Below are 15,984 nucleotides of genomic sequence, written 5' to 3' on the forward strand. Positions count from 1 at the left end.
CTATTCACCCAGATCGATCTCAGAGAGTAGAAAATCTAACTCGTCCTGATCGACTGCCAGATCCGGAAAATCGGATGGTGTGTAGATCAGATCCGTTTGGGGCGCGTGGGCAAGCGCAGCCAGGTCCTGCAGGGCCTGGATATACTCGCTTGCCAGGGACTGAATGGTCGTACGCTTATGGATAGCGGGATTGAATTCCCAGGATATGACGAGCTGCCTGGCCTGGACGAGACTATTGATGGCGAGCAGATGGTTGCGCGAGCCAGACTCATGCTGGGTTGGTCCAGGCGACGGCTTGAGGTCCGCGAAGAGCGCACCCTCGGCCGCGACCGGCGTTTCAAACTGGCCCAGGTAGTTGAAGACCACCTGTGGCTGTTCGGCAGGTTGTAAGGCCTGCACCAACTCCTGGTCCTGGCTGAGGTAGCGTAGGATACCGTAGCCAACACCATGATTGGGAATGCTGCGCAGGTGCTCTTTATTGTGCTTGAGCTGTTCCAGCAGGCTCATACCAGCCGCGCTCCGCAACTGGACCGGGAAGATGGAGGTGAACCAGCCGATGGTGCGTGAGAGGTCAACGTCCGCGAAGAGGTCTTCACGGCCATGGCCCTCAAGCTCAATCAGGACCGCGTCGGTCTGGCTCCAGCGGGTCAGGACCTGGGCCAGCGCGGTCAGGAGCACATCGTTCATCTGCGTGTTATAGAGCTCTGGCAACACCTCTAGCAGAACCTGGGTCTCGGCTTCGGGCAAGGTGAGCTCGATATGCTCGGCGGACCCGATGCTGTTCTGCTGGCGCTGCTCTGGATAATCGATTGGAATGCCCGGCTGGCTGGTCTGGATCTCCTGGGTCCAGTATGCCGCCTCCTGGCGGGCCTGTTCGGACCGGGCATAGTCGACCAGGTGGCTGGCCCAGGCTTGGAACGAGGTGGTCTTCTTTGGTAGATCCAGTGGCTGTCCCTGACTATAGTGCTGATAAGCGGTCTGCAGATCCTCCAGCAGGACCCTCCATGAGAAGCCATCGACCACCAGGTGATGGATCACGAGCAGTAGCTGGTCCGGCATGGCTGGATTGTTTAGCTGGAAGTAGGCGACCTGCATGAGTGGTCCCTGCGCGAGATTCAGGCTACCCTGGAGCTCGGCCTCGCATTCCAGCATCTTGCGCCGCTGGTTCTCCGTGGATGTTTGGGTCAGGTTGATATGGTGGAAAGCCACGGCTTCGCCACTATCCTCATTCTCCTGTCTCCATCCACCCTTGGCTTGCGTGAAGCGCAGGCGGAGCGCGTCGTGATGCTCCAGCAGACTCTCCAGGGCTGCGCATAGATAGCTGGCATTGATCGGCTGCAGGACTGAGACGAGCATGGATTGATTCCAGTGCTGCGGCTGCGGTTGCTGCTGCTCAAAGAACCAGTGCTGGATTGGTGTTAAGGCCACCTCGCCAGTGACGGCGCTCTGCTGGGCCTGGATCGTCGGTGCATATTCGACGACCGCGCATAACTGCTCGATGGTCTGGTACTGAAAGATCAGTTTGGGCGTCAGGCGCAGGCCAAGCTGGCTGGCGCGACCGATGATCTGGATACTCAGGATTGAATCTCCACCCAGGGCAAAGAAGTTATCCTGGATCCCCACGCGCTCGACGCGTAGCACGTCGGCCCAGATCTTTGCCAGGGTTTCCTGTACCTCATTTTGCGGTGCTACATAGCGCTTCGCATCGTCCTGATAGAGGCTTTCCGGTTCCGGTAGGGCGCGGCGATTGACTTTACCGTTATGGTTTAGCGGCAGTTCCGGCAGGAACACGACCGTGGTTGGCACCATATAGTGCGGCAACTTCTCCTGCAGATAGGTCTGGAGTTCCTCCTGTGTCAGGCTGCTTGTCGGACGCAGGACAACGTAGCCGACCAGTTGCTTGCTGCCGGCGCGACTCTCGCGAGCCAGGACGACATTTTCATGGACCGCGCTATGGCTACCGATGGCGGCCTCGATCTCGCCGAGCTCGATGCGGAAGCCGCGAATCTTGACCTGGTGATCGATACGGCCAAGGTATTCGAGATCCCCGTTCGGCAGGCGGCGGGCCAGGTCGCCGGAGCGATAGAGCCGTGCGCCGGGTTCGGCGCTGAATGGATGGGGCACAAAGCGCTGGGCCGTCAACTCGGGTCGATTCAGGTAGCCTCGCGCCAGGCCAGCGCCACCCACATACATCTCACCGGCCACCCCGGTTGGTAGCGGCCGCCCATACTGATCCATGATCAGCACGTGCAGGTCGCTGATCGGAACCCCGATCAGGCTGCCGGTGCCCTCAAGCAGGTCGTTGGCCTGGATACGGCGATAGGTGACGTGGACCGTGGTCTCGGTGATGCCATACATATTGATCAGCTGTGGTTGCTGATCGCCGTGGACATCAAACCAGGGCCGGAGACTCTGGAGCTCCAGGGCCTCACCACCAAAGATCACCAGGCGCAAAGCCAGTGGCCTGCGGTTTTCGACAGTATGCTCGATCTGGATCAGCTGGTTAAAGGCTGATGGTGTTTGATTCAACACCGTGACCTTATGGGTGTGCAGTAACTGATAGAACAGCTCTGGCGAGCGACTGATCCAGAAAGGAATCACCACCAGCTTGCCACCATACAGCAATGGTCCCCAGATCTCCCAGACCGAGAAGTCGAAGGCATAGGAGTGGAACAGCGTCCACACGTCGTGCTGGTCGAAGTGGTATTCCTGCTCGGTAGCACTGAACAGGCGGACCACATTGGCGTGGCTGACCACGACCCCTTTCGGTTTTCCGGTCGAGCCGGAGGTATAAATAATATAGGCACCATTTTCGGGCTGTACCAGGTTGACGAGGTTCTCGCCGGGCTCCAGCGAGAGCAGTGGCTCGATGGCATCCAGGCCGATCACATACTCGCTGATCGTGGGCAGATTATCCTTCAGATGTTGTTGCGTCAGCAGGACTGAGATCTCGGCATCCTCCAGGATATATGCCAGGCGCTCGGGCGGATAGGTCGGGTCCAGCGGAACATAGGTGCCACCGGCTTTGAGGATGGCGAGCACGCCGATCAACAATTCCAGCGAGCGCTCCACACACAGGCCCACGTGCACCTCGGGTCCGACGCCGATCTGGCGCAGATAGCGCGCGATCTGGTTGGCGCGCTTGTTCAGCTCACCATAGTTGAGCGTCGCATGCTCACACACCGCCGCGATCGCGAATGGATCACGTGCGACCTGGCTCTCGAAGATCCCATGCAGGGTCTGCGCGGCCGGAAACGCCTGGACGCTGCGGTTGATGCTGGCCTGGATCCGCTGGTAATCTTGCTCCGACCAGACCCGTACCTGGGAGACGATCTCGCCGGGCTGTTCGATGAAGCTGCGCAAGATCTGCTGGAACTGGCTGAGCATATCATTCAACGCGGATGCCGTGATGCGTTCCCGGTTGTAGAGCGCCTTGATTTGCAGGCGCTTGCCCGGCGTGATCGCCAGGGTCAGCGGATAGCTGGTCTGCTCGATGACCTGGATGCTCTGGATCGTACGCGCAATGTTGACATCCTGACCACTGATCGCCGCCTCATCGAGTGGATAGTTCTCAAAGACCAGCAGGCTCTCAAAGAGCTGTGTGCCGCGTTCGATCTCGCTCCAGCCCTGGATCTGCGAGAGTGGACTGTAGGCAAACTGGTTGCTCTCGGTCTGCTGTTTGTGCAGTTGATGGAACCAGTCGTTGACGCTGATGTCTGGCTTGATCTGCACGCGTACCGGTACGGTATTGATGAACAGCCCGACCATGTTCTCGATCTCTTTGAGCGTAGCCGTCCGTCCGGAGGTGACCGCGCCAAAGATGATGTCGTCTTCACCGCTATAGTGGTGTAGTAACAGGGACCAGGCGGCCTGTACCAATGTATTGACGGTTACCTGCTGCTGGCGTGCCAGCATGGTCAGTGCCTGTGTTTGCTCGGCTGGCAGATACACACTCAGCTCGTTATAGCCTGGCTCCTGCTCCTCTGCGGGCTTCAGATCGAATCCCAGAGGGGTCGGGGTCGTAAAGCCATTGAGGACCTGACGCCAGAACTGCTCGGCTCTGGGTTTATCCTGTAGTTGTAGCCAGCGAATGTACTCGCGGTATGGTGTCTGACTCCTTGCCTGTGGCTCCCGTTGCTGCGAGAGGGCCATATAGCTCTCAAAGAGATATTCCATTACCAGTGGCAGGCTCCAGCCATCCAGCAGCAGGTGGTGATAACTCCAGAGGACCGCATATTTCTCATCACCGAGGCGGGCAATAAAGAGCCGCATCAGCGGAGCATGCGCGATCTGGAATTCCTGCAAGCGATCTTCCTCACGGTACAGGGCCAGCTGTTCTTGCTGCTGCTCCGCGCTCATGTGCCGCCAATCCTGTTGAATCGTCGGGATGAAGATGTCCTTATAGACCACCTGCTGCGCCTCAGACAGACCTTCCCAGATGAAACTGGTGCGCAGAATGCTGTAGCGCTGGATCACATAATCCCAGGCCTTGCGGAAAGCTGGCTCGTTGAAGCCTTGCTCAAAGGTCATGCCGACCTGGATGACGTAGTCGCCGGTGCCAGGCTCATACAGCGAGTGGAAGAGCAGTCCATGCTGCAATGGTGTCAGCGGATAGATGTCTTCGACCTGGCGGTGCATATCGATCTGCTGATCGAGTTGCTGCAGGGTCAGGCTCGCCATCGGGAAATCCGAGGGCGTAAAGCCGCCGGCATCCGCTTCCTGGCAATGAGCCAGGATCTCTTGCAGGGCATAGATGAACTCGGACGCGATCTCTTTGATGGTCTCTTCATCATGGCAGTTGCGACTATAGTTCCATTCAAATTGTAGCTGTCCACCGTGGATACGGCTGGCGACCTCAAGCAGGTGTGGGCGCTGGCCCTGTTCGCTATAGCCTGGACCAAAGTCCTCGGCGGCCGGCATAAAGAGCTGTTCCTCTGAGAAGATCTGATCAAACTGGCCCATGTAGTTAAAGCTGAGGGCAGGTTTGGGCCAGCTGGCCAGCTCATTTTTCACGCTATCGTCGGCCAGGTAGCGCAGCATGCTATAGCCAATGCCGTGATTGGGGACGCTGCGTAGCTGCTCTTTGATCGACTTGATGGCGCAGGAGAGCGATTGACAATCCTTCAGATTGAAGTGTACCGGATAGAAGCTGGTGAACCAGCCGACCGTGCGTGAGCTATCCAGGCCGAACATGTCGTCGCGTCCATGGCCCTCCAGGCTGATCGTGATCTCCTCGCGGTTATTCCACAGGTTTAAGGTCAGGGCCAGCGCAGTCAGGAGGATATCGTTGATCTGCGTATGGTAGACGTTCTGGACTTCATGCAACAGGGTGTGCGTCTCTTTTTTCGTCAGCTTCACCAGGACCGTGGACTCGGACGAGAAGACGTTGGCTCCCTGCTCATAATCAACCGGCAGCTCTACCTGGAAGCGCTGACCCTGCTCGCGCCAGTAGGCCAGTTCCGGTTCCTGGAAGGCCGGTCTGGCCGTAAAGTCAATGACCTGCTGGGACCACTGGCGGAACGAAACGGTTCTGGGCGGTAGCTGTGGTGTCTGCTGGTTATGCAATTGGATGCACAGGTTCTGTAGATCCTCCAGCAGCACGCGCCAGGAGACGCCATCGACGACCAGGTGATGGATGGCGACGAACAGGCGTACCGTTTCAGCGGGTCCCAGATCAAAGTAGACGACTTGCAGCAGTGGTCCATGCTGGAGATCCAGGCTGCGCTCGGCCTCGTCGGTATGCGTGTAGATCGCCTGAACTTGCTCCTCATGGCTGTATGTTGCCAGATTGACGACTTTGAACGGTAGTGTCTGTGGTCCTTCGTGCTTGCTGATGTGCTGCTGCCAGCGGCCTTCGTGCTGCTCAAAGCGCATACGCAGAGCATCATGCTGGCGTAGCACATGCTCTAAGGCCTGCTGCACCATCTCCGGCTGGATGCGCTGGCGCATCTCAAGCAAGGTTGCCTGGTTCCAGTGCTGGCGCTCAGGGAGATCCAGGTCAAAGAACCAGTGCTGGATCGCGGTCAGCGGCACCTCACCCTCAACCTGCTCCTGTTCGGCGGCGACCGCCAGCTGCTGCGTATCCTGCTCGGCCAGCATCGCGGCCATTTCCGCGATAGTCTGGTGCTGGAAGAAGTGCTGCGGATGCAGCGCCAATCCCTGCTGGTTGGCTTTAGCCACGATCTGGATACTCAGGATCGAGTCGCCACCGCAACCAAAGAAGTTGTCATTAACACCGATATCCGGGAAGTTCAGCACCTGTTGCCAGATGTCGAGCAACTGCTGCTCAATCACCGCGGCCTGGTTGCTGTCCTGCGGAGCCTGCTGCTCAACCAGTACAGCAGCCATCTCTGCGACGGTTGGATACTGGAAGAAGTGCTGTGGATGCAGCGCCAGACCTTCCTGGTTGGCTTTAGCCACGATTTGAATGCTCAGAATCGAGTCGCCGCCGGAACCAAAGAAGTTGTCGTTAACACCGATGTCCGGGAAGTTCAAGACCTGACGCCAGATGTCGAGCAGGCGCTGTTCGATGTCGCTGCGTGGCTCCTGGACAGGTTTCGCGCTGGCGGTAATGTGCCGCGTATAATCGGGCGCTGGCAGGGCGCGGCGATCAATTTTGCCATTGCTGGTCAGGGGCAATTCATCCATCAGGGTAATGCTGGCGGGCACCATATAGTCGGGCAGCGAGGACTTGAGATAGCTGCGCAGCTCTGGTCCGCTTGGACGCTTGCTACTGTTGCGGGCTACCACATAGGCCAGGAGTCGTTTGGTGCCGTTGTCGTCGGTCTGGACAATGACGGTGCCATCGGTGATCTCAGGATGCTGCAGGAGTGCGGTCTCGATCTCGCCCAGCTCGATACGGAAACCACGGATCTTGACCTGATTATCGCTGCGCCCGACGAACTCAATGCTGCCATCCTGGCGATACACGGCCAGGTCGCCGGTTTTGTACAGGCGGCCACCGGGCTCTGTACTGAATGGATCTGGCACGAAGCGCTCAGCGGTCAGTTCTGGTTGCTGATGGTAGCCGCGTGCCAGGCCGTCGCCACCGGTATAGAGCTCACCTGGAATGCCCACCGGCACTGGCCGCATAAAGGTATCCAGCAGATGGACTTTGGTGTTGCCGATCGGATAACCAATTGGCACCGTGGCGCCGACCTGCTCTATGTGGTTCATGGGATAGCAGCAGGTGAAGGTAGTGTTCTCGGTTGGACCATAGCCGTTGATCAGGGTACCGTGGCCCGGCTGCTGTAGCACCTTCTGTACCTGGGGCACCGAGAGTACATCACCACCGGCCAGCAGGTAGCGGACGCCAGCCAGCGCGGGCAGCTGATGCTCGACCATCTGATGGAAGAGGCCAGCCGTCAACCACAGGACGCTGATCTGCTCGTCGCGCAGGACCTGCGCCAGCTCATCCAGTGAAGGTGTCTGGACCGGGAAGAGGACCAGGCGGCCACCGTTGAGCAGGCTGCCCCAGAGTTCCAGGGTTGAGGCGTCGAACGAGCTGGGGGCCAGGTGCAGGAAGGTATCATTAGCTGTAAAGCTGGCGAAGTTGGTGTTGCGCACCAGGCGTACAATCGCTCGATGCATGACACTGACACCTTTAGGCCGACCAGTTGAACCGGATGTATACATAATGTAGGCGAGCTGGGTTGGATCAATCTCGGTCTGAGGATTCTCAGTCGAGTAGTGCTCAATCTGTGCGTCTTCGGCTACATAAATGAGCGTATGCTGCTCACTGGTTGGCAACTGCTCCCCGAACTTGCGCTGCGTCAGGATCAAAGAGATGCGCGTATCTTCAAGCATGTAGGCCAGGCGATCCTGTGGATAACTGGGATCCAGCGGCACATAGGCACCGCCGGCTTTGAGGATAGCCAGGATACTGACCAGCATCTCAAAGGAGCGCTCCATGCTTAATCCCACCAGAGTCTCGCGCCCGACGCCTCTGTCTTGCAGGTAGTGGGCCAGCTGATTGGCGCGGGCATTGAGCTGTTGATAGCTCATCTCACGCTGCCCATAGCGGAGCGCGACCGCGTCGGGTGTCCTGGCGACCTGCTCGGCAAACAGGGTCGGCACACTGGCCTCGCGTGGATAGTCGCTGCGGGTCGCGTTCCAATCCACCACAATCTGCTGCTCAGCTGTAGCGGTCAGCAGCGAGAGCGCCATCAGGGGCTGCTTGATATCCTGCACAATACTTTCCAGCAGGGTCTGATAATGTTCCGCCATGCGCGCAATCGTGGCCTGCTCGAAGATGGTGCTGTTATATTCCAGGCTAGCAGCCAGGCCGTGCGCGGTCTCCGTCAGGAAGAGCGTGAGATCAAACTTGGAGATACCAGTATTGACCGGGAGCAGTTCAAGTTCGATGTCCTGCAGGGCCGAGGTTGAGAGCGGTGCATTCTGCAGCACAAACATGACCTGGAAGAGTGGCGTGACACCCAGGCTGCGTTCAGGCTGGACCGCATCCACGACCTGCTCGAAAGGCACATGCTGGTTCGCATAGGCATCCAGACAGATGCGTTGTACATTGTGCAAGAAGTGCTGGAAGCTGGGATTGCCCGAGAGATCCGAGTACATGACCAGGGTATTGACAAAGAAACCGATCAGGTTCTCGGTCTCGCCCCGGTCGCGATTGGCTATCCCGGTGCCGACCGCGATCTGCTCCTGGTTGCTATATCTGTACAGCAGGACTTTCCAGGCTGCCAGCAGGGTCATGTAGAGCGTGACGCCTTCGCGCTGGCTCAGGTCCTGCAGCTGCTGGAGCAGTTCTAATGGGAGCACAAAGTCAAGCTGCGAGCCCTTGAAGGTCTGTTCGGCTGGCCGTGGATGATCAGTTGGGAGATTCAACTGCGTTGGTACGGTCGCCAGCTGCTGCTTCCAGTACTGGAGCTGTGATTCCAGCACCGTATTATCCATCCACTTGCGCTGCCAGACCGCGAAGTCTGCATATTGGATCTGCAGTTCTGGCAGGAGCGCCTGCTGGTCCGCCACATAGGCATTGTAGAGCGTGCCCAGTTCGCGCAGAAACACACCCAGCGACCAGCCATCCGAGATAATGTGATGGATTGTCAGCAGGAAGATGTAGCTATCGGTATTCAGTTGTACGAGATGGGCGCGGATCAAGGGACCATGCACCAGATCGAAGGGCTGCTGGACATGTTCCCGGGCGAATTGCTCAAAGGCCTGGGCCTGGAGCTCGGGCGCGACATGGGTCAGATCAACCGGTTCGAGTTGCAGCGCGATCTGCGGCAGGATGACCTGGATCGGTCGGCCCTCAATCGAGCGGAAGACGGTGCGCAGGGACTCATGGCGCAGCACGATCTCTTTCAGGCTATGCTCAAGTCCACCGACATTGACCGCGCCATGCAGACGTAGCGCGGTACTCAGGTTATAGGTGGAGCTATCATGGCCAGCTGATCCAGGAACCAGAGCCGCTGCTGTGAATACGAGAGTGGCAACAGGATATCGCGGGTCGCGGGCGTGATATCGGGTAAGCGATAGCCCTTCTCGACCTGCTCATAAGCCTCGACCAGGGTTGCCAGCGCGGCCAGCGTCGGGGCCTGGAAGATGTCGCGCAGCGGTACTTCGACCTGCAGTTGCTGGCGGATGCGCGTGATCAACTGCGTGGCCAGTAGCGAGTGGCCGCCGATCTCAAAGAAGTTTTCGTGGCGACCGATCGAGATACGTCCGAGCAGCTTCTGCCAGATCTCGGCCAGCGCCTGTTCCATCTCTGTATGTGGCAACTGTTCTTCCTGAAGCTTGACCTCCTCGATGACCGGTGCGGGTAGGACGCGGCGATCGATCTTGCCATTGGAGCTCAAGGGCAGCGCCGGCAGGGTCACGAACAGGGTCGGAACCATATAGGCCGGGAGTTTGGTGCGCAGGAAGTTCTGTAGCTCTTCTCTGTCCGGCAGCTCCTCGCCAGCAGCGACCACATACGCGACGATCTGCTGATTGCCCGGCACATCCTCATAGACCAGCGTGACATTTTCACGGATGGCGGGATGTTGCTGCAGGACCGCTTCGATCTCCTCTAGCTCGATCCGGAAACCACGGATCTTGACCTGATGGTCGATGCGACCAATGAAGTCGATCACGCCATCCGTCAGGAAGCGTACCAGGTCGCCGGTAGCATAGAGGCGCTGGCCCGGCTCGCCGCTCAAGTGATCCGGGATAAAGGTCTGCGCGGTACGCTGTGGATTCCCCAGGTAGCCGTGGCCGACACCCGTGCCGCCGATGAACAACTGTCCCGCGACTCCGACCGGCACCGGCTGCAAGTAGGCATCCAGCACATAGAGCCGGGTATTTGCCAGTGCCTGACCGATAGGCATAATTGTCAGGGTGGTCTCGGGTCGGGACGTGATGGCGAAATGGGTCACATCATCGGAACACTCGGTAGGACCATAGGCATTGAGCAAGGGCACACCTGGATTGGCCTGCCACCAGCGCTGACTGAGTTCCGTGGGCAGTGCTTCTCCGGTGACCAGCATCCAGCGCAGGCTGCGCGTGGTTGCCTGGAGTTCGGCCTCGCTACTCGTTTCCAGCATGGCGCGCAAGAGCGAAGGCACGATTTCCAGGATACTGATCTGTTTGTCCTGTACCGCCTGCAAGAGCCGGGTCTGATCATGGGCAACCTCATCGGACAGGATATGTACCTGGCTACCAGTGATCAGACCAGCGAAGAACTGCCAGATCGAGATATCGAAGCAGTGCGAGGCGGTCTGGGCGATGCGATCGCTCTGTTTGAGTTGCAGATCCTGGACTTTGATATAAAGATGATTGAGCATACCCTGCTGATGAATCATCACGCCTTTGGGGCGACCGGTTGAGCCCGACGTGTAGATGACATAGGCGAGTTGCTGCGGATCATGTTCCACGGGCTCAAAGGCCGGTTGCGCCAGGGCCAGAGCCAGCCAGTTGGTATCCAGACAGAGGATGCTGGCGCTGGTTGGTGGCAGCTTTTCCTGTAGTTCCCGGGTCGTGAGGATCAGCGCCGGCTGCGCCTCATCCAGGATCGTGGCGAGCCGCTCCCTGGGCATAAAGGTATCCAGAGGGATGTAAGCACTGCCAACCATCCAGGTTGCCAGGATCCCGACCACCATATCCACGGAACGCGGCAGGTAGAGTCCAACCAGGTGACCGGGACCAATGTCGTTGCCCTGGAGCAGGCCGGCCAGCCACTGTGCCCGCGACTGCAGTTGGGTATAGGTCAATTCTTTCTTCTGATCGATCAGTGCCAGCGCATCCGGATGGCGGGCCGCCTGGCGGGCAATCAGGTTCGGGATCGTCTGCTCAAGCGCGAACGCTTGCTGCGTCTGGTTCCAGTCGCTGAGCATGGTCTGCTGTTCCTGTCTGGTGAGCATGGATAAGGCATGCACGGGCTGCTCAGGCTGTGCGGTGACCGCCTCTAGCAGCATGATGAAATGCTCGACCATACGCTCAATCGTCTCAGGCTTGAACAGCTGCGTATTATATTCCAGCGAACCATACAGATCGGTTTCACGATCGACCAGTGAGAGATAGAGATCAAATTTGGCGATATTGCTTTCGAGCTCGAAGGCCTCAACCTCCAGGCCCGCTAACTTGAGGTCAAACCAGGCTTTATCCTGCAGGACAAAGAGGACCTGGAAGAGTGGCGAGCGGCTGAGGTCGCGCTGAATATGCAGGCTTTGCAGCAATTGTTCAAACGGCATCTCCTTATGCTCAAAGGCCTCCAGTACTGTCTGCCGGGTGCGGCTGAGCAATTCGGTGACCGTAGGATTGCCCTGCAGGCGTCCACGCAGCACCACATTGTTCAGGAAGAGACCGACGACATTTTCCAGTTCGGGCAAGGAGCGATTGGCCAGTGAGGTCCCGATCAGGATATCGTCCTGGCCGCTGTAGCGTGCCAGCAAGAGCTGCAGGTTCATCAACAGGGTCATAAACGGCGTGACCCCGGACTGCTTGCTCAAGGCGCGGATGCGCCCGGTCAGTGCGGGTGAGATGCTGAAGAAGTGATGCTTGCCCTCATTGCGCAGCACCGCTGGCCGTAGATAGTCGGTTGGTAGTTCAAGCGCGGCCGGCGCGCCCGCCAGTTGCTGGTTCCAGTACGCTTGCTGCGTGGCCAGCACGTCATCTTTGAGCCAGGCGCTTTGCCAGCTCACGAAATCAGTATAGCGGATCGGCAAGGCACCGAGCGGACTGGCCTTGCCGGCTGCGAAGGCAGCATACAGCTCTTCAAGTTCCTGATACAGCACACCCAGGGACCAGCCATCGGCCGCGATATGGTGGAAAACGATCAGTAGCATAAAGTCTGTGTTGTTGAGCTCGAACAGGCCGAAGCGCGCCAGTGGACCCTGTTCCAGGTCGAAGGGCTGGCAGAGCATCTGTTGGGCCAGTCCCAGGGCTGCCGCTTCACGTTCGCTTGCTGGTAAACTGGTCACACTGACATGTTCCAGCTTGACGCCAGCCTCTGGCTGCCACTGCTGAACGGGAGCGTCGCCGCGCTGGCCGAATTGGACGCTCAGCATCTCATGGCGGCTACGCAGCTCATTGATACTTTTGGCCAGGGCCTCAATCTGTAGGGGTCCACGAATGCGCAGGGCACAATGCTCGTTGTAGACATTTGATCCTGGCGCCAACTGCTCCAGGAACCACAGGCGCTGCTGCGCGAATGAGAGCGCGGAAGCCTCCGACTGTACTGTCAGGCTGGCTGGTGCGCGATCTGCATACTCTTTTCGGTTGCTGGCCGGTCAATAATCGACAGGAGCTCAGCGATGACCGTGCCCAGGGTCTGGTTATTGAAGAGCAGGGTGAACGGTAACGCGCACCCCAGCTGCTGCTGTAGATGGTTGAGCAACTGGGTAATGGTGACCGAATCGAGTCCAAGCGCGAAAATGGTGTCCTCTCGTTGTAGCTGTGGATTGGACTCAAGCTCCAGCAGCTGCATGATGGTGGTGCTGAAATGGGATAAGAGGAAGGCTGTTCTATCGCCAGCTGCCAGTTCGGCGAGTTGCTGGCGTAGCGTGGCGGGCTCAGCTGTAGCGCTTACTGGACTGCTGGTTTCAACGACGGCGGTTCGATACTTTTCTTCGGGGGCCGTACTGATCTCTTCGACGCTCAACCAGTCAAGCCAGGTGCGTTTGCGTTGCCAGGCATAGGTTGGCAGATTGACCATGCGGAAGGGGGCGCTATAGACCTGTCGCCAATCCACAGCGGCACCGTGCTGATAACAGTAGCCCAGGGTTGCCAGCAGTTCTGCGCGATAGGTCTTCGGCTCACCACTCTGCAAGACCGTCAACCAGGGGATTTCTTGTAGTTTTTCTGGCGTCTGTTCGTTCGTTGTACCGAGCTCAAGGATCAGGGTACAATCCATGGCGTGGAGCGCCTCGGCATTATCGCAGCTAAAGATTGGTAACAGCAGTGGCGCGATGTCGCTACTGTCCAGGCTCTCAAGCTGGAGTTCAGGAACGCGTTGTTGCAGGAGTTGTACAAAGACCTGCTTGAGTGGAAGCTGAGCGGCGAGATTGCTGATGGCCTGTGCCAGTACCATGTCCTCAGTAATCAGTGCCTCAGGAACAATACCCCACTGGATCCAGAGTCTGGCCAATCCCAGGACCAGGACCAGATTACCGATCTGCTTGATTGCTGGCTCGGATAGACGTTGTTCCTGATGGGCATCATCCAGATACGTCATCAGCGACCAGCTGAGGGCTTCGTCCAGGATGTGGTCGCATTCGCTGATCAGGGCGAAGAAGGCTGGTTCGGCTAAGAGATGTTTGCAGCAGGTTGCCCAGTTTTCGCTGGTCTCTATGTCTGCTGCAAAGGCGACACGGAGCGGGGTGTGCGTATGCATAGTAATGTGCCCTTGCGAAAAAGTGGATCCTGTGGACAGCGCAGCCTCTATCTGGTTGGAGAGTTCCGCGATTGTCTGTCCCTGGAAGACACTTCGATAGAGTCGGTGACTACGTGTAATGCTCGCGCTGGCGCAGAGATTATGGATAGTGGGGTGAGCCGGTGCGGCCAGAAACTGTGCGTAGTTGCGTGTGGCTTGTTGTAAGGCTTCGGGTGTATGGGCTGAGATGGGCAGAAGATAGCTCGTATTTTTATAGTCAAAATAAGGCATATCATGCTCGGGCATTGCTTGTAGTACAGCATGCGCATTGCTGCCAGAGAGTCCGGTCGACGTGATAGCCGCCAGCGGCGCACCATCTTTCTCCGGCCATTTCTCCAGAGAGGTCTGCGCTGTTAGTCCACTGGCTGCCAGATCAATGCCTGCATGGACCTTATTCAGATTAAGCATCGGGAAGAGTTCACGATGGTGCAGCGAGAGCGCGACCTTCATCAGTCCAGCGATCCCGGATGCGGCACCAAGATGGCCCAGGTTGGTTTTGAGCGAGCCAACACGGCAGGGCTGATCCTCTAGTCGGCCCTCGCCCCAGAGTTTGCCCAGCACCTGTGCCTCCAATGGATCGCCCTTGGCTGGCCGGCGCTATGCAGCTCGATATAGTCGATATCATTAGGATCAATGCCCGCCTGCTGATGGGCATGCTTGATCACCGCTTCCTGGGCCGCAGGATTCGAGGCCATGATCCATTCATTATGGCCATTATGGTTGAGGGCGATCCCGGTGAGCAGGGCGTAGACGCGCTCGGACGGCTGGACCTGTGAGAGCGGCTTCAGGATTACCACGCCCGCGCCCTCGCCGCGCACAAAGCCATCGGCCTCGGCATCAAAGGTGCGGCTATGTCCCGTGGGTGAGAGCAGGCCGGCTTTAGACATCATGATCGAGCTCTCAGGTGAGATCATCAGTTCGACGCCACCGGCAATCGCCAGCGAGGCCTCACCGGACCACAGGCTCTGGCAGGCATAATAGATGCTGGCCATGGATGAGGTGCAGGCGGCATCCAGGGTGACACTCGGACCCTGCAGATCAAAGACATACGAGACGCGGTTACTGGCGAATGAAGGCATACCGCCGATACCGCTATAGCTATCCAGTTTAGACCAGTTTTTGGTCTGCATACGCAGATAATCATTCCAGACCTGACCAATGGTCACGCTGGTATTGCTACCCGCAATCTCCTCAAAAGGCATGCCAGCATCTTCAAGGGCCTCCCAGACAATTTCCAGCAGCAGGCGCTGCTGTGGATCCAGATATTTAGCTTCGCGTGGTGAGATGCGAAAAGCTTTCCAATCAAACTGATCAATCTGATCCAGGAAACTCCCCCAGCGGGTCGAGATTTTTCCCGGCTTGTTGACATCTGCATCATAGAGGCGGTCGAGATCCCAGCGGTCAGCAGGCACTTCACGTACCATATCCCGCCCCTGGCGTAACAAATGCCAAAATTCTTGTGGATTGTTCGCACCTGGGAAACGCAGCCCCATACCGATGACTGCAATCGGTTCTTTATTTGGGCCAGGCTTTGTACTCATAAAACGTATCACTCCCCTACCTCTTATGCAGAAGCAGGCAACTTTCAAATCTTCTTTATGCAGTAAGAATACTGCCCACCCCGTTAGTGCGAACGTTATTTTGAGCGTTAAGTTGCTGCCCGTTTTGGACCATATCAGAGTTAACACTAGAATTAACAGCGCATCTAACGGAACAAAGCTTACTATCGAGTAGCGGCAGCGCTCGTCGCTGCGACCGGTTCACGCAAGCCATGTGCCTCAAACACGCCATCGTGTTTCGTGTGCCTGATCGTACGTCGAGTGAGCGCCACACGCGGAGGCCGCACTGCTGCGTTTCCGCAGGGCAACGTGCAAGAACGACCAGCAGTGCTGTGGCGCCTACACGGAGACGGATCGCGTGTGGCGTGGCCTGATCGTATGTGGAGGATTGTGGCGCCGACATGGATCGTGTGTGGCGTGGCCTGCTCGCGCAGCCACGTGGCGGGAGAGCGCGTGGATTATCCCCGTACCTTCTCGGAGAGGATCACGAAACACGATCCGTCTCGGTGTAGGCGCCACAGGCATGCGATGCTCGTTGAGCACCTCGCTCCACGA

At 58.0% G+C, this 15,984-nt stretch carries 4 protein-coding genes; all 4 read right to left on the reverse strand.

Annotated features, from left to right (window positions below; all coding sequences use genetic code 11):
• Genes KDW_RS28345 through KDW_RS28360 form a run of 4 tightly spaced genes read right to left on the reverse strand, consistent with a single transcriptional unit; the run spans nt 1 to nt 15,411 of the window.
• A complete protein-coding gene (locus KDW_RS28345; RefSeq protein ID WP_307767769.1) occupies nt 1-9,426 on the reverse strand; it encodes a non-ribosomal peptide synthetase in 9,426 nt (3,141 codons plus the stop codon).
• Nucleotides 9,381-12,683, reverse strand: coding sequence for a non-ribosomal peptide synthetase (locus KDW_RS28350; RefSeq protein WP_269822550.1), 3,303 nt, complete (start codon nt 12,681-12,683; stop codon nt 9,381-9,383). The genes KDW_RS28345 and KDW_RS28350 overlap by 46 nt, the downstream gene beginning before the upstream one ends.
• Entirely contained in the window at nt 12,680-14,443 is a 1,764-nt protein-coding gene (locus KDW_RS35435; RefSeq protein WP_151759275.1) for a ketoacyl-synthetase C-terminal extension domain-containing protein, read from the reverse strand. Before KDW_RS35435 ends, KDW_RS28350 begins: the two co-directional genes overlap by 4 nt.
• Nucleotides 14,398-15,411, reverse strand: a complete 1,014-nt coding sequence (locus KDW_RS28360; RefSeq protein WP_151759276.1) for a beta-ketoacyl [acyl carrier protein] synthase domain-containing protein — start codon at nt 15,409-15,411, stop codon at nt 14,398-14,400. Before KDW_RS28360 ends, KDW_RS35435 begins: the two co-directional genes overlap by 46 nt.
• Between the last annotated feature and the right edge of the window lie 573 nt (nt 15,412-15,984).

Source organism: Dictyobacter vulcani, from assembly GCF_008974265.1.
In the GTDB taxonomy this organism is placed as follows: Bacteria; Chloroflexota; Ktedonobacteria; order Ktedonobacterales; family Ktedonobacteraceae; genus Dictyobacter; species Dictyobacter vulcani.